The sequence below is a fragment of the Comamonas sp. 4034 genome, assembly GCF_050434545.1.
In the GTDB taxonomy this organism is placed as follows: domain Bacteria; phylum Pseudomonadota; class Gammaproteobacteria; order Burkholderiales; family Burkholderiaceae_C; genus Comamonas; species Comamonas odontotermitis.
On record NZ_JBNDIT010000004.1, the window covers coordinates 69,154 to 85,432 of the forward strand.

At 60.8% G+C, this 16,279-nt stretch carries 17 protein-coding genes; 9 read left to right on the top strand and 8 right to left on the bottom strand.

Annotated elements, in window-relative coordinates:
• Positions 1-68: 68 nt before the first annotated feature.
• The 4 genes from ABIE32_RS05875 to lgt all read right to left on the bottom strand — a co-directional run bounded on the left by ABIE32_RS05875 (position 69) and on the right by lgt (position 4,240).
• A complete protein-coding gene (locus ABIE32_RS05875) occupies positions 69-1,499 on the bottom strand; it encodes a malonyl-CoA decarboxylase (protein WP_429014877.1) in 1,431 nt (476 codons plus the stop codon).
• A 56-nt stretch (positions 1,500-1,555) separates the two neighbouring features.
• Complete coding sequence (locus ABIE32_RS05880) at positions 1,556-2,224, bottom strand: GntR family transcriptional regulator (protein ID WP_224149913.1); 669 nt, start codon at positions 2,222-2,224, stop codon at positions 1,556-1,558.
• A gap of 276 nt (positions 2,225-2,500) precedes the next feature.
• Positions 2,501-3,280 carry a transporter substrate-binding domain-containing protein gene (locus tag ABIE32_RS05885; protein ID WP_224149914.1) on the bottom strand — a complete coding sequence of 260 codons (780 nt, stop codon included), beginning with the start codon at positions 3,278-3,280 and terminating at the stop codon, positions 2,501-2,503.
• 129 nt (positions 3,281-3,409) lie between these two features.
• Complete coding sequence (lgt, locus tag ABIE32_RS05890; protein ID WP_429014697.1) at positions 3,410-4,240, bottom strand: prolipoprotein diacylglyceryl transferase; 831 nt, start codon at positions 4,238-4,240, stop codon at positions 3,410-3,412.
• Positions 4,241-4,589: 349 nt separating this feature from the next.
• On the opposite strand from lgt, the gene dapA reads away from it, so the two are divergent.
• Both dapA and bamC read left to right on the top strand, forming a co-directional pair.
• Positions 4,590-5,486, top strand: a complete 897-nt coding sequence (dapA, locus tag ABIE32_RS05895) for a 4-hydroxy-tetrahydrodipicolinate synthase (RefSeq protein WP_224149916.1) — start codon at positions 4,590-4,592, stop codon at positions 5,484-5,486.
• Between the two features lie 39 nt (positions 5,487-5,525).
• A complete protein-coding gene (gene bamC, locus ABIE32_RS05900; RefSeq protein WP_224149917.1) occupies positions 5,526-6,632 on the top strand; it encodes an outer membrane protein assembly factor BamC in 1,107 nt (368 codons plus the stop codon).
• Positions 6,633-7,016: 384 nt separating this feature from the next.
• Here the strand turns inward: bamC and ABIE32_RS05905 are convergent, their stop codons facing one another.
• The 3 genes from ABIE32_RS05905 to ABIE32_RS05915 all read right to left on the bottom strand — a co-directional run bounded on the left by ABIE32_RS05905 (position 7,017) and on the right by ABIE32_RS05915 (position 9,353).
• Entirely contained in the window at positions 7,017-7,427 is a 411-nt protein-coding gene (locus tag ABIE32_RS05905) for a hypothetical protein (protein WP_377779331.1), read from the bottom strand.
• A 203-nt stretch (positions 7,428-7,630) separates the two neighbouring features.
• Positions 7,631-8,188, bottom strand: a complete 558-nt coding sequence (locus ABIE32_RS05910) for a hypothetical protein (RefSeq protein ID WP_429014698.1) — start codon at positions 8,186-8,188, stop codon at positions 7,631-7,633.
• Between the two features lie 10 nt (positions 8,189-8,198).
• Positions 8,199-9,353, bottom strand: coding sequence for a JmjC domain-containing protein (locus tag ABIE32_RS05915; protein ID WP_429014700.1), 1,155 nt, complete (start codon positions 9,351-9,353; stop codon positions 8,199-8,201).
• Between the two features lie 53 nt (positions 9,354-9,406).
• Here ABIE32_RS05915 and ABIE32_RS05920 point away from each other — a divergent pair, with 53 nt between their 5' ends.
• Positions 9,407-9,931 carry an FKBP-type peptidyl-prolyl cis-trans isomerase gene (locus ABIE32_RS05920; RefSeq protein WP_377779330.1) on the top strand — a complete coding sequence of 175 codons (525 nt, stop codon included), beginning with the start codon at positions 9,407-9,409 and terminating at the stop codon, positions 9,929-9,931.
• A gap of 223 nt (positions 9,932-10,154) precedes the next feature.
• On the opposite strand, the gene ABIE32_RS05925 is transcribed toward ABIE32_RS05920, so the two are convergent.
• Positions 10,155-11,927, bottom strand: coding sequence for a C13 family peptidase (locus ABIE32_RS05925; protein WP_429014702.1), 1,773 nt, complete (start codon positions 11,925-11,927; stop codon positions 10,155-10,157).
• A gap of 262 nt (positions 11,928-12,189) precedes the next feature.
• Here ABIE32_RS05925 and ABIE32_RS05930 point away from each other — a divergent pair, with 262 nt between their 5' ends.
• The 6 genes from ABIE32_RS05930 (at position 12,190) to ABIE32_RS05955 (ending at position 16,274) form a co-directional block, all read left to right on the top strand.
• Positions 12,190-12,756: a GbsR/MarR family transcriptional regulator gene (locus tag ABIE32_RS05930; protein WP_224149922.1), complete on the top strand. Its 567-nt coding sequence runs from the start codon at positions 12,190-12,192 to the stop codon at positions 12,754-12,756.
• A gap of 80 nt (positions 12,757-12,836) precedes the next feature.
• Positions 12,837-13,313 carry a thiol-disulfide oxidoreductase DCC family protein gene (locus tag ABIE32_RS05935; protein WP_429014704.1) on the top strand — a complete coding sequence of 159 codons (477 nt, stop codon included), beginning with the start codon at positions 12,837-12,839 and terminating at the stop codon, positions 13,311-13,313.
• A gap of 18 nt (positions 13,314-13,331) precedes the next feature.
• Positions 13,332-14,252: an NAD-dependent epimerase/dehydratase family protein gene (locus tag ABIE32_RS05940; RefSeq protein ID WP_429014705.1), complete on the top strand. Its 921-nt coding sequence runs from the start codon at positions 13,332-13,334 to the stop codon at positions 14,250-14,252.
• Positions 14,253-14,425: 173 nt separating this feature from the next.
• On the top strand, positions 14,426-14,857 hold the full coding sequence (gene hpaR / locus ABIE32_RS05945; RefSeq protein ID WP_224149925.1) for a homoprotocatechuate degradation operon regulator HpaR: 432 nt from the start codon (positions 14,426-14,428) through the stop codon (positions 14,855-14,857).
• Positions 14,854-15,513, top strand: a complete 660-nt coding sequence (locus tag ABIE32_RS05950) for a fumarylacetoacetate hydrolase family protein (RefSeq protein WP_429014707.1) — start codon at positions 14,854-14,856, stop codon at positions 15,511-15,513. The genes hpaR and ABIE32_RS05950 overlap by 4 nt, the downstream gene beginning before the upstream one ends.
• Positions 15,510-16,274, top strand: a complete 765-nt coding sequence (locus tag ABIE32_RS05955) for a fumarylacetoacetate hydrolase family protein (protein ID WP_429014709.1) — start codon at positions 15,510-15,512, stop codon at positions 16,272-16,274. The genes ABIE32_RS05950 and ABIE32_RS05955 overlap by 4 nt, the downstream gene beginning before the upstream one ends.
• Positions 16,275-16,279 lie beyond the last annotated feature (5 nt).

Here is a 16,279-nt window from a genome sequence, read left to right on the forward strand (position 1 = left end):
TTCAAGATCTTTTCCATCGAAAACCCAATAAAGACAGGCGCAACCAGCTATTGTTTTTGAAGACCGGATCAGGCCTTGGCCTGCGATTCAATCGCCGATGACACCGGCACCTTGCCCTGGGCCAGCAGACTGCGGTGTTTGTCTAGGCGCTTCAAGTCATACAGGTAGTTCACCATCAACCCGTAGGATTGCTTGACGCCCTTGGCAGAAGGGTCGCCCGCCCAGTTGAGCCGCTCCACCCGCGCGCCATTGCCCAGATGGAAACGCGCCACAGGGTCCACAGGCCGGCCCTGCACCAGGGTCTTGCCCAGGTAGACGGCGGCGGCATGGGTCAGCAGCTTGGCCTGTACGCTGTCGGCGGCAAGCTCGGTGGGCTTGTCATACATGGCCAGCCATTGCGCGCCATCCATGGTCTCGTTGCCCAGTTCCTTGGCGAGGTCCGCACGCAGGCGCTTGTCAGCGCCTTCCCAGACGGCATCTGCATGCTTGCCCAGCCAGTGGCGAAAGCCCGGAATGGGCGACAGGGTGGCAAAGGTGCGCAGCTTGGGAAACTCCTGCAGCAATTGCTCCACCACGTTCTTGATCAGGGAATCGCCAAAGCTCACGCCGCGCAATCCTGTCTGTGTATTGCTGATGGAATAGAAGATAGCCGTGCTTGCCTTGGTCAGATCAGCTGCGGCGGCCGCTTCATCGAGCAGGGGCGTGATGGAATCGGACATCTTGCCGACCAGCGCCACCTCCACAAAGATCAGCGGCTCGCCCGGCAGACGGGGGTGAAAGAATCCATAGCAGCGACGGTCACTGTCGAGCCGGTTTTTCAGATCGGCCCAGCTGCGGATGTCGTGCACGGCTTCGTATTTGATGAGTTTTTCCAGCAGCGACGCGGGCGAATCCCAGTTAAGGCTGCGCATTTCCAGAAACGCCACATCAAACCAGGTGGAGAACAGGTACTCCAGATCGGCATCGAGCGTACCCAGCCATTCCTCGGTCTTGAGCAGCGGCAGCAGATCGGCACGCAGATCGAGCAAAAAGCGCATGCCTTGGGGCGGCACGGCAAAGCGCTGCAGCAGCCGCATGCGCGGGGTCTGCAAGGCGCGGCGCAAGTGCTTTTCGGCAGCGCCCATGCCAGAGGTGCCCAGCGCATCCTCATAACGCTGGCGCGCCTGCTGGATCTTGGCCACATCGGGCACAAACTGATCACACAGCAGGCGCCACAGATCCTGCCGCTCTGCGGGTGCCGCACCGGCATACCACTGCATCACCTGCTCGGCCAGGCGTCCGCCCTCCACATCGCTCACCTCGCTGGCAGCCGCCCCCTGCAAGTCAGCCAGTACACGGCGCAGTTCACGCGGGGACAAGGCCTCGGCGCCACGGCGCAAGGTGGCCTTGAGGCGCTCGGTCGTGTTCCGCTCCCCTTCAGGTACATCGTTGCCCAACTCGGCAGGAATGCCAACCGAGCGCAACCAGGCCGCGCTTTTTTGCAGCCAGCCGGAGGCCATCGACCCGATATCGGTGGCAGCGCTTGCTGCGGTTTCGTTGGATTCAGAGGTCTTGGTCATAAGGCGATTCTCGACAGGGACAAGGTGGTCATGCGCTGCAAAGCCTTGCGCTGCTGCAGCAAATGGTGGCGCATGGCTTGCTCGGCAGCATCTGGCTTGCCCGCCACCATGGCTTCGTAAATGTTCAGGTGCTCCTGCAGGCTGCCCGCCAGGCGGCCGGGCGCACTCAGTTGCTGCAGACGCGCCAGCCGCAGGATGCGACGCAGATCTGCAATGGTCTGTGCCAGCCAACGGTTATCGGCCAACGTGATGAAGGCTTCGTGAATCTGGTGATTCATGCGGTAATAACCCGCAATATCGCCCGATTGGGCGCAATGCGTGAGCTGCTCGTGCATCACGTCGAGCACGGCGCGGTCGGCGGCGCTCAGCTTGTGGGTGGCTTCGAACGCCGCCCGCCCTTCGAGCAGAGCAATCACCGGAAAGATGTCATCCAGGTCACGGTCGGTGATCTTCTCGACAAAGCAGCCCCGGCGCGGCTCGTGGCGCAGCAGCCCCTCCGAGACCAGCAGCTTGAGCGCCTCGCGCAGCGGCGTGCGCGATACCTCCAGTTGATCGCACAGGGCCTTCTCATCCAGCAATTCGCCGGGCTCCAGCTCGCCCGCAAAAATGAGGTCGCGGACCTGGGTGGCGACGGTGTCATGCAAGGGTTGCGCGGCTGTGGCCATTCACGTGCTTCCTCAAGACAATGAAGAATCCGCAGTTGCAGGAAACGCTGTCCAGCCATGCGAGCGATATGCACAGGCATGTCGAACTCTGTAACCATTGCGTGCGGCTGCTGTAATTATGGAAAATAACACAGCATTTCGCATTGCGTATTTACACCAAGTCCGCTCTGTTACCGTTGCCTGACAACCCCTGCCCGCAGCTTGCCTCAAGCCTCGAGATGACCCGGCAATAAAAAAGCAGGCACAAAGGCCTGCCTAATGTGGAGCGGTGGAGGATCAGTCCTTGCCGTACGGATCAAAGTCAAAGTACTTGTCGGCAATCTTCTTGTAAGTGCCGTTGGTGCGGATCGCGGCGATCGCATCGTTCAGCTCCTTCTTCAGCTCCGGCTGGCCCTTGCGCAAGGCAATGCTGGCACCTTCACCAAAAATCTTCTTGTCGACCAGCGTGTCGCTGACGAATTCGAATTTCTGGCCTTCCGGCTTCTTCAGGAAGCCATAGGCGATTTCCACGCTGTCGGCCACGGAGCCATCGAGGCGGCCCGAATTGATGTCCAGGTAGACGGGGTCGCGGCCAGGGTAGGACACCACATCGGCACCTGCGGGCTTCAGATAGGCTAGCGCCCATTTTTCCTGAATGCTGGCCTTGAGCACGCCAATCTTCTTGCCCTTGAGCGACTCGGGGCCGGTGTACTTGAAGCCCTTGGGCATCACGACACGAGCGCCGGTGTGGTAGTACTTATTGGTGAAATCCACCACGCGGGCACGGTCTTCGGTCTTGGCCATGGAGCTGATGATCACGTCGTACTTCTTGGCCTGCAGTCCGGGAATCATGCCGTCCCACACCTGCTCGACAAACACGCACTTGCGCTTGATCTGCTCGCACACCGCATTGGCGATATCGATATCGAAACCTGCGGGCTGGCCCGATGGCAGCTTGTAGGTGAAGGGCTCGTACGACAGATCGACGGCCACCTTCAGGTCCTGCTGGGCAAACGCCTTTGCAGACAGGCCCATCAGCGCACAGGCGGCCAGGGTAACAGCCAAAACTTTCTTCATTCCACGACTCCAAGAACTAGACGGATGAGGGAGGCCGTGCCACAGGCGCAGCCATTGGCGGACGCGTGGCAGCCTTTGTTTGAAACAAACGGTCAGTATAGTGCCGGCCCGGACCCCGTCAGGGGTTTGTCACACGGCTGCCGCAATGGACTGGCTGCGGCCGCGGTTCCACAGGAAGAGGCCAAACAGCACCATGGGTACGCATAGCCACTGGCCCATGCTCATGCCCAGCGACAGCAGGCCCAGGAAATCGTCCGGCTCGCGGAAGTACTCGGCCGTGAAGCGCAGCACACCATACCCCACCATGAAGATGCCTGCCACCTGGCCTTCACCACGCGGCTTGCGCGAGTACCACCACAGCAGAATGAACAGCAGCACACCTTCCAGCAGAAACTGGTAGATCTGCGACGGGTGGCGCGGCAGCATGGACCCGCTTTGCGGAAACACCATGGCCCAGGGCAGCTCGGGGCTGGCAAAGCGGCCCCACAACTCGCCATTGATGAAGTTGCCGATGCGGCCCGATGCCAGCCCCAGTGGGATGCAGGGCGCTACAAAATCGGCCACTTGCAGCCAGGGGCGCCCCTTGAGCCGGGCAAACAGCAGCATGGACACGATCACACCGATCAGCCCACCGTGGAAACTCATGCCGCCTTGCCAGATGGCAAACACTTCCAGCGGATGGCTCAGGTAGTAACCCGGTTTGTAGAACAGGCAGTAGCCCAGGCGGCCCCCTGCAATTACACCCAGCACGCCATAGAACAGAATATCTTCCACGTCCTTGCGCACCCAGCGCGACGGTGTGGTGATCGATGCAAAAGGCTGGTCCTTGAGGCGACGAATGCCCAGCAGCAGGAACAGGCCAAAGGCAACCAGATACGTCAGGCCATACCAATGCACGGCCAGCGGACCGATCTTGATGGCGATGGGATCGAATTGGGGATACATCAGCATGGCAGGCATTGTGCCGTAGAACCTTGGCCGCCCTGTGAGAACGTGTTTACGATCTCGGCGCAACTGCGTTGGCGCCAGCAGGCAGATTCGGTACAGTGGAATATGGCCTGCATTCGGGTGCCGGCAAGCATCCGCCAGGGCCAGCGCATTCGATTACACAATCAACGGCAATGTTTTGTCGCTTTTATTTTCGCCGTTTTGACAATTTTCAATCGTCATTTTCGACGATTTGAATTCATTGAGTTTAATTTTCAATGCAATATGTCAGAAAAGCTTCCTGCGGGCGATATACTGCCCGGGCGAATGCAGTCCGGCACTCGCTAGAATCCCTTTTTCCGCCACGAGCGTACACATTGCCATGACCTCCACCAGCGTTCCTCTGACCGGTAGTATTGTTGCCCTGATCACTCCCATGCAAGCCGATGGCAGCGTGGATTACGGCAGCCTGCGAAAACTGATCGACTGGCATATTGCCGAGGGCACCAATTGCATTGGCGTGGTCGGCACCTCCGGGGAATCGCCCACGGTGACCGTGGAAGAGCACATGGAGATCATCCGTGTGGCAGTGGAGCAAGCCGACAAGCGCGTTCCCATCATGGCCGGCTGCGGCGCCAACTCCACCCATGAAGCCATCACGCTGGCCAAGTATGCCAAGAGCGTGGGTGCTGACAGCCAGCTGCAGGTCGTCCCCTACTACAACAAGCCTACGCAGGAAGGTCAGTACCAGCATTTCAAGGCCATTGCCGAGGCGGTGGGTGATCTGCCGATCTTCCTGTACAACGTGCCCGGCCGCACCGTCGCCGACATGCAGTACGAAACCGTGCTGCGCCTGGCCGAACTGCCCGGCATTGTCGGCATCAAGGAAGCAACCGGAAACATCGAGCGCGCGCAGTGGCTGATCAAGGACGCGCCAGCGAATTTCGGCATCTACTCGGGCGATGACCCGACCGCAGTCGCCCTGATGCTGTGCGGCGGCCACGGCAATGTGAGCGTGACCGCCAACGTCGCGCCACGGCTGATGAGCCAGTTGTGCGAAGCGGCAATTGCCAAGGATGTGCGTCGGGCTATGGAAATTCAGAATAAACTGCTGCCGCTGCACAAGAGCCTGTTCTTGGAGGCCAATCCCATTCCTGTAAAGTGGGCGGCCAACAAGATGGGGCTGTGTGGCCCAACCCTGCGCCTGCCAATGACTGAGCTCTCACCCAGCCTGCATGGCACGGTGGAAGCTGCGATGCGTGAAGTCGGCCTGCTGTAACAAGGCTTTCCACGCGTTGTCTCTGTTAAGGATTTGAACGTGAATTCCCTCGCAAAACTTAGCGTCCTCGGCCTGTCGATCACTTTGGCTGCCTGCAGCAGCACCAGCGACCTGCTCTCTGGTGACAAGATCGACTACAAGAGTGCCACCAAGGGCCCGACGCTGGAAGTGCCTCCCGACCTGACCCAGCTGTCCAAGGACACCCGCTACGTGGTGCCTGGCGGCACCGTGTCTGCGGCTGCCTACCAGGTGCAGCAGGACAACAAGCCCAAGGGGCAGGTCAACGCCGCCGTCAGCAAGATCGGCGATGTGCAGATCGAGCGCGATGGCAACCAGCGCTGGCTGGTGATAGACCGCTCCGCCGACAAGGTGTGGGAACCCGTCAAGGACTTCTGGCAGGAAAGCGGTTTCTCGCTGACCATCGATCGCCCGGACATCGGCATCATGGAAACCGACTGGGCCGAAAACCGCGCCAAGCTGCCGCAGGATTTCATCCGCAAGTCCATCGGCAAGATCTTCGACTCGATCTACTCGACCGGCGAGCAGGACAAGTTCCGCACCCGCATTGAGCGCCGCCCCGATGGCAAGACCGAAATCTATGTGAGCCACCGCGGCATGGAAGAAGTCTATTCCAACAAGGAAAAGGACAGCACCATCTGGCAGCCACGCAAGGCCGATCCGGAACTGGAAACCGAGTTCCTGCGTCGCATCATGGTCAAGCTGGGCGTGAGTGAAGAGCAGTCCAAGGCGATTGCGGCGGCACCACTGGCGCCTGTCACCACCTCCAAGATCGCCACGCAAAATGGTGCCCCGGTGCTGGAAGTGGCCGATCCGTTCGACCGCACATGGCGCCGCGTTGGCCTTGCACTTGATCGCACGGGCTTTACCGTCGAGGATCGCGACCGCAGCCAGGGCATCTACTACGTGCGCTACATCGATCCGACCGATCTGAACAAGAAGCCCGATGGTTTCTTTGCCAAGATCTTCAATCGCAACCCCGATGCACCCGAGCCGATCAAGTACCGTATCCAGGTCAAGAGCGACAACGCCACCAGCGTGGTTTCCGTGCTGAGCGCCAGTGGCCAGGCAGACACATCGGCCAATGCCCAGCGCATTGTGAAGGTGCTGGCTGACGACATGAAGTAAGCCTTCAAAGCCGCCTCAACCCCAACCGCAAGCCACTGCCTCACCGCAGTGGCTTTTTCATGGTGCGGAACCGCCTGCGCGCCCAATCCTTGCTGGCCCCAGAAGGACCACCAGCATGCTCGTAGCGAGGGACTCCGTAACGCTGCCAGTGCTTGCGCTTTGCTTCTGCCTAAAAGAAATCCACCTCCAGCGCGACTGGCATACACCTTCATTCATTTTTTAATAGCAAATAACACCAACCAGGCAAAGTGCCTTCTTGCGTTCCGTTGCGCTGCCTGCGTCCGTAAACATCGAAATCCCAAAAAGCAAAAGCCCGCGCGAAGCACGGGCTTTGTAGATTGACCGAAGCCGCCTGCGGCACAGGGCCACAGGCAACGCCATCAATTACTTGGTGGCAGCATCCTTGGCCGCGGTAGCAGCGTTCGAAGCGGCATCAGCAGCAGCCTTGGCAGCGTCAGCAGCAGCAGCGCCAGCGTCCTTGGCGGCATCCTTGGCAGCGTCAGCAGCGTTGCCAGCAGCAGCAGCGGCATCCTTGGCAGCTTCCTTGGTGGCATCAGCAGCAGCAGCACCGGCATCCTTGGCGGCGTCAACAGCGTTCGAAGCAGCGGTACCAGCAGCAGCGGCAGCGTCCTTGGCGGCATCAGCAGCGGCGTTGGCAGCATCTTTGGCGGCTTCAACAGCAGGTGCAGGAGCTTCAACAGGAGCTGGCGCAGGAGCAGCAGCTTCTTCCTTCTTGCCGCAGGCGGCCAGTGCAACAGCAGCGATCAACGAAGCGAGAACAACGGACTTCTTCATTTGGATATTCCTAACCACGGTGGATTCTTGTGATTCAAATCAGAGGCAAACGATTTGCCCCAGGCAGAGCGTGCACAGCACTAGGCTTCTAACGCACCAGACTCGTCGTGGGATTATAGGGATTACCCGAGAGCACAGCCTATGCCTGTGTTGCCGTTATTGTTGCTGCCCAGCAACAATTCATCGAACTTGACGAACTCCGCTTACAAGCCCAGCACGCTGGCCGGCAACGCCGGAGCGCTCTGATGCCTGATCCACTCCTGCAGCATCTCACCTCTGGGCACGACGACCGCACGTTCTGCACTGGCCACGCCAACGCAGCGCTCCACGTCAAGCCGCTCTACCACCCATTGCGGCGACCACAGCACACTGGGCACCAGCGACACATCGCGCGCCTGCAGCAGGCGGCATTGCAGCTTGTGGTCCCACACCGTGCGCCATTGCATCCAGCGCGGATGGCGGCGCGGCAATGCATCAAAGCGATAGGCCAACACGGTCATCAGGCGTCCGTGCCGAGCCCAGCGTTGCAGCAGGTCGGTAGCCGCGCGCGTTCCCCAGGGCCAATCGGCGAAATCCGGATCGGCCACGATCAGCTCGGGCCACCGCTCGTCTGCTGCCCTTTGCAAGAAATGCAACACATGGTTATCGAATGCGGCTCGCCCCTCGAACCGGCCTTCGCATGGCGCAGCTGCAGCTGCAACTGGAGCAGATGCGGCACCGGATACGGATGGTGGAGGCAAAGGCTCCTGCATGTCCGTCATGGCGAATGCGTCATTCAGAGACTGCGTGGGCCCAGCCGTCTTCGCACCACTGCGACAGCAGCGACAGTGCGTCGTCGCTGGCCCCACTCACATCGCGGCGATCAAGGCGGCGTGCATCGGCAAGTTTCTTCATCAGGGTGAAATCCTTGCCGCCAGCCCGGTAGCTCTCGCCATTGATGAAGACGTGGTGACCGTCGTACATCATACGTGTCTTGCGGTCCAGGGCAACCGCTTCCAGCATCGCAGGATTGCCTTCAGGCTCAAACCAGACGTTGGCCTTGGGCTCGGTAAGCGACTCGCCCAGCGCCCGGGCCAACGCCAGCGGCTCTGCCAGGCGCTTTTCCAGACCGATGCGGGCAAATTCCAGCATCTCGGGCGGAATGGCACCGGGCGCCTCCACCGCCGCCTGCTTGGGATCCTTGTAGATGGGTGTGGCAGCCTTCGCACTGCTGTCGCAGTCGTCCACATCGTCAACATCCGACAGGCGCATGAGCAGATCGCCTGCCAGTTCATGCTGCGTCGGAGAACGGAAACCGATGGAGTACGTCATGCACTCGCCTTCGGCCACGCCATCGTGGGCGTAGCGCGGCGGCAGGTACAGCATGTCACCCGGCTCCAGCAGGTACTCCTCCTCCGCCTCGAATTCGGCCAGTATCTTGAGCGGAATGCCGTCCTTGAGCGCCAGGTTCTTCTGTTTGCCAATGCGCCAGCGGCGTTTGCCATGTGCCTGCAGCAAAAACACGTCGTAGCTGTCAAAATGCGGCCCCACACCGCCGCCATTGCTCGCATAGCTGATCATCAGATCGTCAAGGCGGGCTGCAGGAACAAAGGCAAAGCGTTGCAGCAACTGATGCGCCGCAGCATTGTGCAGATCGACCCCTTGCACCAGCAAGGTCCAGTCCTCGGTCTTGAGCGAGGGGATCGCGCGGCGGCTGAACGGGCCGTGCTTGATGCTCCAGGCGCCGCCCTTCTGCTGAATCAAACGCGATTCCACGCCCTCCTGCCCCGCCAGTTCAAACAGTTCTGCACGCGGCAGTGGCAATTGCAGATTTTTCCAGTCGGTCACGGCGCCGCGCACCAGCAGCGGCTTCTTCTGCCAGTAACGGCGCATGAACTGGGCTGGAGAGAGTCCGCCGAGCAGCGGAAGTGCTTGTTCGATTTGCATGGATTTCCCGGAATTGCGATGGCACCAGATGGCGAAACTGCGACAATTGTCCTATGGAAATCACTGATCAATGCGTGGTCGCGCTGACCTGGACCCTCAAAGACACACTGGGCGAAGAGCTGGACGTGCTCGACGAGCCCGTGGAATTCCTCGTCGGCGGCAATGATTTGCTCTCCCGCGTGGAACAGGCTTTGCAAGGCCACACGGTGGGCGACCGCCTGCAACTGCACCTGGAACCCGAAGACGCCTTTGGCGACTACGACGAGGAAAAGGTCTTTCTGGAGCCCCGCGCCCTCTTCCCCAAGGACTTGGAGGAAGGTATGACCATCGACGGCCATGCCTTGCCCCAGGGCACCAATCCTGATGCGCCGCGTGACATGCTCTACACCGTGACCGAGCTGTACCCCGAGCATGTGGTGCTGGACGGCAACCACCCGCTTGCGGGCATTGCGATCCGCTTGGACATCAAGGTGGAAGCTGTGCGCGAAGCCACCGAAGAAGAAATCGGCAACGGCACCTGTGGCACCGGCTTTTTCAAGGTGCAGCCGCAAGCGCCAGGCAACAACCTGCTGCACTGAGCAACACTGTTTTCTGCATCAAGGCAAAAGCCGCAACCGGGCGCCCGGATTGCGGCTTTTTTGATGGTTTTGGCCTCGGGTGCCCGCCCTGCGGGCGGTAACCCATCAATATGCATAGCAAATACAGCCACCAAGCAGACCTTGGCCGTGACCGGCGGCGGCAGCAGCCTCAAGAGAGCTACAGCCTATTTAATGATTTACCTCACTTCGGCATTCACTGACCTTACCGCTTGCTGCGCGCGGCAAACCAGGCGTCCACATCCTTCTGAAACGCAGGCAACACAGCCATCTGCGGTTCGGAATGCTCCACCGTCGCAGCAGGCTGGTCCATCGGCGGTTTTGCATCACCAGCAATAGGCGCAGACTGCACCAACTCCTCCGCCGCAGCGGGCAGCTTGGCCTCCCACTGTTCCACCAGGGTTTTGGCCTTATCGAAGGCATCGCTCAGGTTGGCCGCCTGCGGCAGGCTTTCCTTGAACAAGGCCCGCCCAAAATAGGTGAAATCGTTCTCATCGGCGCAGCCAAATGATGTGCGGTCCGCACGTGATGCCGTCAGCACCCAGGTGGTGGGGCCCTGCAGCGGCGCGATGAAGCCGCCCGAATAGCAGGCCGAAACCACCACCACCTGCCGACGGATGCCCGATGCCTTCAGCAGCTCGCCCAGACGCCTGGCCGAGAGTTGCGGGATCTGCAGGCCACGCATGCCCAATTGCAGATCGTGCTCACGCGAACCATGGCTGGTCAGGTACACAAACAGCAGATCGCGCTCCTTGTTCATCTTCTGACCCAGAGCCCCCAAGGCACGTTCGATGCTGGCCGTAGTGGCCAGCGGCAGACGGGCGACGGAGCTACGGCTGTTGGCCAGCAGCATGCTGCGCCCTTGCGTTCCATAACGCTGGGCAAATTCCTGGCTGACGTATTCGGCCTCGCGGCGGAACACCTCCTGCGTGCCATCACCCGCAATGAAAAGCGCATACATCTGCGCAGCCGTGCCACCGCTGGGCTGCAGCGCTGCCATCTGCTGGGCCAACAAGGCGTTTTGCGCATACAGAGCCTGCTCATTGTTGCGAGCGGCCTGCTCGGGACTGTTGTCTTCGGGCATACCGGCCTCGCCAGCGCTCACCAGCTTGCCACGCCGCCATTGGCCGGTCTGCACGGGCTTGCCTCTCTTGGCGAAGGTCAAGGTACCGCGGCCATGCGGCTGGTCTTTGGCAAACTGGCCTTCGTACACATCGCCATTGGCATATACCATGCGCCCCTTGCCATAGGCCACCGCCGCGTAGAGCGCGCCGGTGTAGCGATCTCCGTTGGGGTAGTCGATCTCGCCTTCGTCGGCACTGGAGCCGTCGAAATCCGCACGGATGCGTTTGCCGTCGGCCAACTGCAACTCGCCCCTGCCCTTGGCCTGGCCGTCACGCATTTCCACTTTGAAGACCACGCCTCCGGGATAGGTCACCTCCATCAGGCCATCAGCCTGGAAGTTCTTGAACGGCCCTGTCATGGTCTGGCCGCCTGCTTCGGTCAGGGTGCCATGCACAAAATGGCCCTTCTCGAACCGTCCTTCGTAGCGGTTGCCGTTGGTGGCCGAGAGCACGCCCTGCCCGTCGTATTCGCCATCGACAAAGTGGCCCTCGTACACCTCGCCCTCCTTGCTGGTGTAGCGCCCCGCGCCGTTCAGGTCGCCATCCTTGAACAGACCCTGGTACACACCATAGGCCAGGGTAAGCGTGCCCTGCCCTTCCATACGACCCTGGTGAAAGGCACCTTCGTAGCGCCGCAACTCGTTCCACACCAGCCGGCCCGTACCCTCCAGCATGCCACCCTTGAGCGGGCCGTAGTACCTGCCGCCATCGGGCAGCACCAGGGTAGGTGTTTCGGCCTGCACACCGGGTACCGGCGCGGGCAGGGCCTGCGCAGCATACAGCTGGCAAGCAGCCGCCATGCACGCGGCCAAAACGGAAGTGCGAAGGGAAAAATGACGGGGGCGGGTGTTCATCACATGGGATCCATTGCGATCTGTAGAGACCTGCAAAGCACTGTGCCACAGCTGCAGGGGCTGGCAGCCAGGCCTGTTGGATGGATCCCACGCAAAGCTGCAGGATTGCGCCCATTGCGTACTAGAGGCCACATTCGACGAAAGGGGTGGATTGCCAGTCCGATCCATACTGCCAGAGCAGACGTTCATTTACATGTCAGGCCTATTCTTGGAAATGAATTTCTGTATTGACAGAAATAAATGAATATATAGAATCACAAACATGCAACTGTCCGACATCCAAAAACAATTTGTACTGCACTGGGGCGAGATGGGTTCGCTGTGGGGCGTGAACCGCACGGTGGCGCAGATCCATGCGCTGCTGTTTGTGCACGGCAAGCCGCTGAATGCCGAGCAACTGAGCGAAACCTTGAACGTGGCGCGGTCGAACATCAGCAACAGCCTGAAGGAATTGCAGGCCTGGAACCTGATCAGGGTTACCCACGCATTGGGCGACCGGCGCGATTACTTCGAGACCAGCGTGGATGTCTGGGAGCTTTTCCGCACCATTGTGCGCGAACGCAAGGAGCGCGAATTCGATCCGACCACCCGGCTGCTGCAGTCATTGGTGGCAAGCCCTGATTTCGAGCGCGAGAGCGCCGACGCGCAGGACCGCATCCGCGCCACCATGGAACTGATGGACAAGCTCGGGGCGTGGAGCGAAGAGATGCTGCGCCTGTCACCCGCCACGCTGGACAGGATTCTGACGCTGGGCGCCACTGTGCAGCGCTTTGTGCGCGGCGCGCCTGCCCCTGTCGACAACCTGGAGGCCAGCACCAGCCAACCCTGATGCACGGGCCTGCCACGGAGAGTGCAGGCCTTTTTTATCACTCTTAATTTCTGTTTAGACAGAAATATCGAAAGAAATCTATGCCAGCATCCGCATCTGCTCCCACACAGTTCCCGCTGACGATCTACTACGACGCCAGCTGCCGCATGTGCAATGCGGAGATGACCAACCTGATGCTGCGCAACGATGCGGGCAGGCTCATTTTTGTGGACGCGAGCAGCGCCGATCTGCGTGATGCTCCAGCCACCAAGGACGCGTTGATGCGCGCCATCCATGGCGTGGCCGCCGACGGCAGGGTCTACATCGGTGTGGACTGCCTCGTCCGCGCCTACCTGGGCATTGGATGGGCGTGGGTGCCGAATCTGGTGAACCTGCCAGGCATGGCGACGGCTGCACGCAAGCTCTATCCCTGGATTGCACGCAATCGCTACCGCTTGCCGCAAACACCCATCGTGTGGGTGTTCGAACGCGCCACGCGCCGCGCCGCGCAACGTGCCGCCACCCGCAGCGCCGCTTGCGCTGGCGGTACATGCGATACGGATCGACCACAGCACTGAATCACTCAGGAGAATGTCATGAGCAACAGCCACCACCCCTCTCCTCCACCCACAGACCAGACGGTGCTGCTGTGTGGTGCCCAGGGTTTTATTGGCCAGGCGCTGGCCGCGCAACTGCGCTTGCAAGGATTTCATGTCATAGCGGCCAGCAGAAGCGCGCAGAATGCTATCAATTATGCAGCAATGCGCAATACATCCGACTGGCTGCCGCACCTGCAGAACGTCCAGATGGTCATCAATGCCGTAGGGAGCCTGCGCAGCCAGCCCGGTGCCGGCGGCGCAGATCTCGAGACACTGCACCACATCGCACCCCAGGCCCTGTTCGATGCCTGCGCGCAGGCAGGCGTGCGGCGCGTACTGCAGCTGTCCGCCCTGGGCGTGGAAGGCAACGATACCGACTATGCCCGTACCAAGCGCGCGGCCGACGCCCATCTGCTGCGGCTGACGGCGCAAGGCCTGCTCGATGGCCTCGTTGTGCGGCCCAGCATTGTCATGGGCGCGCGTGGCGCAAGCACCCAGTTGTTTCTCAATCTGGCCAGACTGCCAGTGCTGGTGCTGCCAGCGGTGATGCGAGAGCGCCTGATTCAGCCGGTCGTTGCCAGCGAACTCGCCGAGGCCATGGCGCGGCTGCTGCTGTCGCCCACCACCGGGGTGGTGGAACTCGGCGGCCCGGTACAGCTGACCATGGCCACCATGATTGCCAGCCTGCGCCAGCAAGCCGGGCATGCGGCGCCTGTCACCATCACCCTGCCCCGCTTTGCCACCCTTGCCAGCGCACGGCTGGGTGATGCATTTGCAGCAAGCCCCTGGTGCAGCGCATCGCTGGAACTGGCTTCGCACGACAACAGCTGCGACCCCGCCTCCATGGCGCACTGGCTGGGACGCACACCCACGTCACCGGCGCAGATGCTGGCAGCCATTCGCCCTGAACGCGGCTAGAAACCGGCCAGCAGCGCTTATTCACCAATCGCCAGACGCTACTCAGCAGGTAGAAAATCACTGTATCCGCGCTCCGTGACGTTGGCCTTGCCTGGCTTTCAGCCGATACCTCTGGTTTATCCGCATAAATACCGTTTGCATTTGGGTCGAAATTTATTTAACCTATTAAATAAATGAAGACCTCACTCAAACACCGCAACCTGCCCAGCCTGCTTTTGCAGGCGCGGGAATCGATCATGGGGCATACGCGGCCATTTCTGCGCTCGCACGGGCTGTCCGATCAGCAATGGCGTGTACTGCGCGTGCTGGGCAATGGCGAATCGCTGGAAACGGGCAAAGTAGCCCAGCAAGCCTTTCTCCTCGGCCCCAGCCTGACTGGCGTGCTCAGCCGCATGGAACGCGACGGCCTGATCGAGCGCCAGAAGGACCCGGCTGACCAGCGCCGCTCCGTGGTCAGCGCGACTCCCCACGGACTGAATCTGGCTCGTCAACTCTCCAAGGATATCGCTCTGCACTACCAGGGGCTGGAGCAGGCATTTGGCAAAGACCAGCTCGAGGCGCTTTACCAACTGCTCGATGAGTTGATTGCACTGGAGCATTCATGATCACCAGCTTCCCCGCAGCACGTGCCACGGTGTACGGCGTGCTTCTCAACGACCGCGCCACCTTGCAGCGCCTCGCGCCCCAGTTCGACAGCGCGCCCTACAAGGCTGCGCCCCGCGCCCCGGTGCTCTACATCAAGCCGCGCAACACCTTTGCAGGCAACCACGCTGCGGTGGCCATTCCTGCCGATCCTGGCGAAGTGCGCATCGATGCCACGATCGGTCTGGTGATTGGCAGCACTGCCACCCGCGTGCCCGCAAGCAAGGCCATGGGGCATGTGGCGGCTTATGCAGTGGTGAGCGATGTCACACTGCCGCACGAGAACTACTACCGCCCCGCCATCCGTCAGCGCGACCGCGATGGCTTTTGCCCCATGGGTGAGGTGGTAGCGGCCCGTGATTTTGATGTGAGTCAAGCAGCGCTGCACATCGCTGTCAACGGCCAACCGGTGTACGAACGCCGCTTTGACCAGTTGGTACGCCCGGCAGCCCAGTTGATTGCCGATATGACGGAATTCATGACCTTGTCTGCAGGCGACGTCTTGCTGCTGGGCCCGGGCGAAGGATCCCCGGTGGCCCGTCCAGGCGATACGGTACGCATCACGGTACCCGGTCTGGGCGAGCTTTGCCACACCGTGGTCCTGGAGGCGCAGCCATGAAGCACGGGCGTGTTGTCTACCAGGGCCAGACCGTAGCCGTGACCGAAAGCGCCGATGGCAATGTGCAATTGCCGGATGGCAGCATCGTCGCAGAGACCGCTGTACAGTGGCTCCCCCCCATGGATTTCGGCACCATCTTCGCGCTGGGCCTGAACTACGCGGACCATGCCAAGGAAATCGCCTTCAACAAGGCCCCCGAGGAACCGCTGGTGTTCCTCAAGGGGCCGAATGCGCTCAATGGCCACCGCTGCCGCACACGCCGACCATCTGACGTCACCTATATGCACTTCGAGTGCGAACTGGGCGTGGTGATCGGCAAGACCTGCCGCAACGTCAGGAAGGAAGACGCGTACAGTGTGGTTGCCGGTTACGTCACCGCCAACGACTATGCGATCCGCGACTACCTGGAGAACTACTACCGCCCCAATCTGCGCGTCAAGAACCGCGACGGCGCAACGCCGGTGGGGCCCTGGCTGGTGGATGCGGCTGATATCGCAGACCCAATGCATCTGCGCCTGCGCAGCTGGGTCAACGGCGAGTTGAAGCAGGACGGCAACACGGCCGACATGGTGCACAGCATCCCTTCGCTGATCGCTCACCTGTCGAGCATGATGACCCTGAACCCCGGCGACTTGATCCTGACGGGAACGCCTGACGGTGTAGCCGATTCCAGGGTGGGCGACGAAATCGTGACCGAGATCGAAGGCGTTGGCCGCCTCGTGAATTTCATTGGTGGTGATGAACTGTTAAGCGGGCACTGAGAACG

Excerpts from the sequence above, each read along its gene's own strand:
- ABIE32_RS05875 (WP_429014877.1), bottom strand. The coding sequence starts at position 1,499 with ATGGCCTCCGGCTGGCTGCAAAAAAGCGCGGCCTGGTTGCGCTCGGTT.
- ABIE32_RS05880 (WP_224149913.1), bottom strand. The coding sequence starts at position 2,224 with ATGGCCACAGCCGCGCAACCCTTGCATGACACCGTCGCCACCCAGGTC.
- ABIE32_RS05885 (WP_224149914.1), bottom strand. The coding sequence starts at position 3,280 with ATGAAGAAAGTTTTGGCTGTTACCCTGGCCGCCTGTGCGCTGATGGGC.
- lgt (WP_429014697.1), bottom strand. The coding sequence starts at position 4,240 with ATGCCTGCCATGCTGATGTATCCCCAATTCGATCCCATCGCCATCAAG.
- dapA (WP_224149916.1), top strand. The coding sequence starts at position 4,590 with ATGACCTCCACCAGCGTTCCTCTGACCGGTAGTATTGTTGCCCTGATC.
- ABIE32_RS05905 (WP_377779331.1), bottom strand. The coding sequence starts at position 7,427 with ATGAAGAAGTCCGTTGTTCTCGCTTCGTTGATCGCTGCTGTTGCACTG.
- ABIE32_RS05910 (WP_429014698.1), bottom strand. The coding sequence starts at position 8,188 with ATGACGGACATGCAGGAGCCTTTGCCTCCACCATCCGTATCCGGTGCC.
- ABIE32_RS05915 (WP_429014700.1), bottom strand. The coding sequence starts at position 9,353 with ATGCAAATCGAACAAGCACTTCCGCTGCTCGGCGGACTCTCTCCAGCC.
- ABIE32_RS05920 (WP_377779330.1), top strand. The coding sequence starts at position 9,407 with ATGGAAATCACTGATCAATGCGTGGTCGCGCTGACCTGGACCCTCAAA.
- ABIE32_RS05925 (WP_429014702.1), bottom strand. The coding sequence starts at position 11,927 with ATGAACACCCGCCCCCGTCATTTTTCCCTTCGCACTTCCGTTTTGGCC.
- ABIE32_RS05930 (WP_224149922.1), top strand. The coding sequence starts at position 12,190 with ATGCAACTGTCCGACATCCAAAAACAATTTGTACTGCACTGGGGCGAG.
- ABIE32_RS05935 (WP_429014704.1), top strand. The coding sequence starts at position 12,837 with ATGCCAGCATCCGCATCTGCTCCCACACAGTTCCCGCTGACGATCTAC.
- ABIE32_RS05940 (WP_429014705.1), top strand. The coding sequence starts at position 13,332 with ATGAGCAACAGCCACCACCCCTCTCCTCCACCCACAGACCAGACGGTG.
- hpaR (WP_224149925.1), top strand. The coding sequence starts at position 14,426 with ATGAAGACCTCACTCAAACACCGCAACCTGCCCAGCCTGCTTTTGCAG.
- ABIE32_RS05950 (WP_429014707.1), top strand. The coding sequence starts at position 14,854 with ATGATCACCAGCTTCCCCGCAGCACGTGCCACGGTGTACGGCGTGCTT.
- ABIE32_RS05955 (WP_429014709.1), top strand. The coding sequence starts at position 15,510 with ATGAAGCACGGGCGTGTTGTCTACCAGGGCCAGACCGTAGCCGTGACC.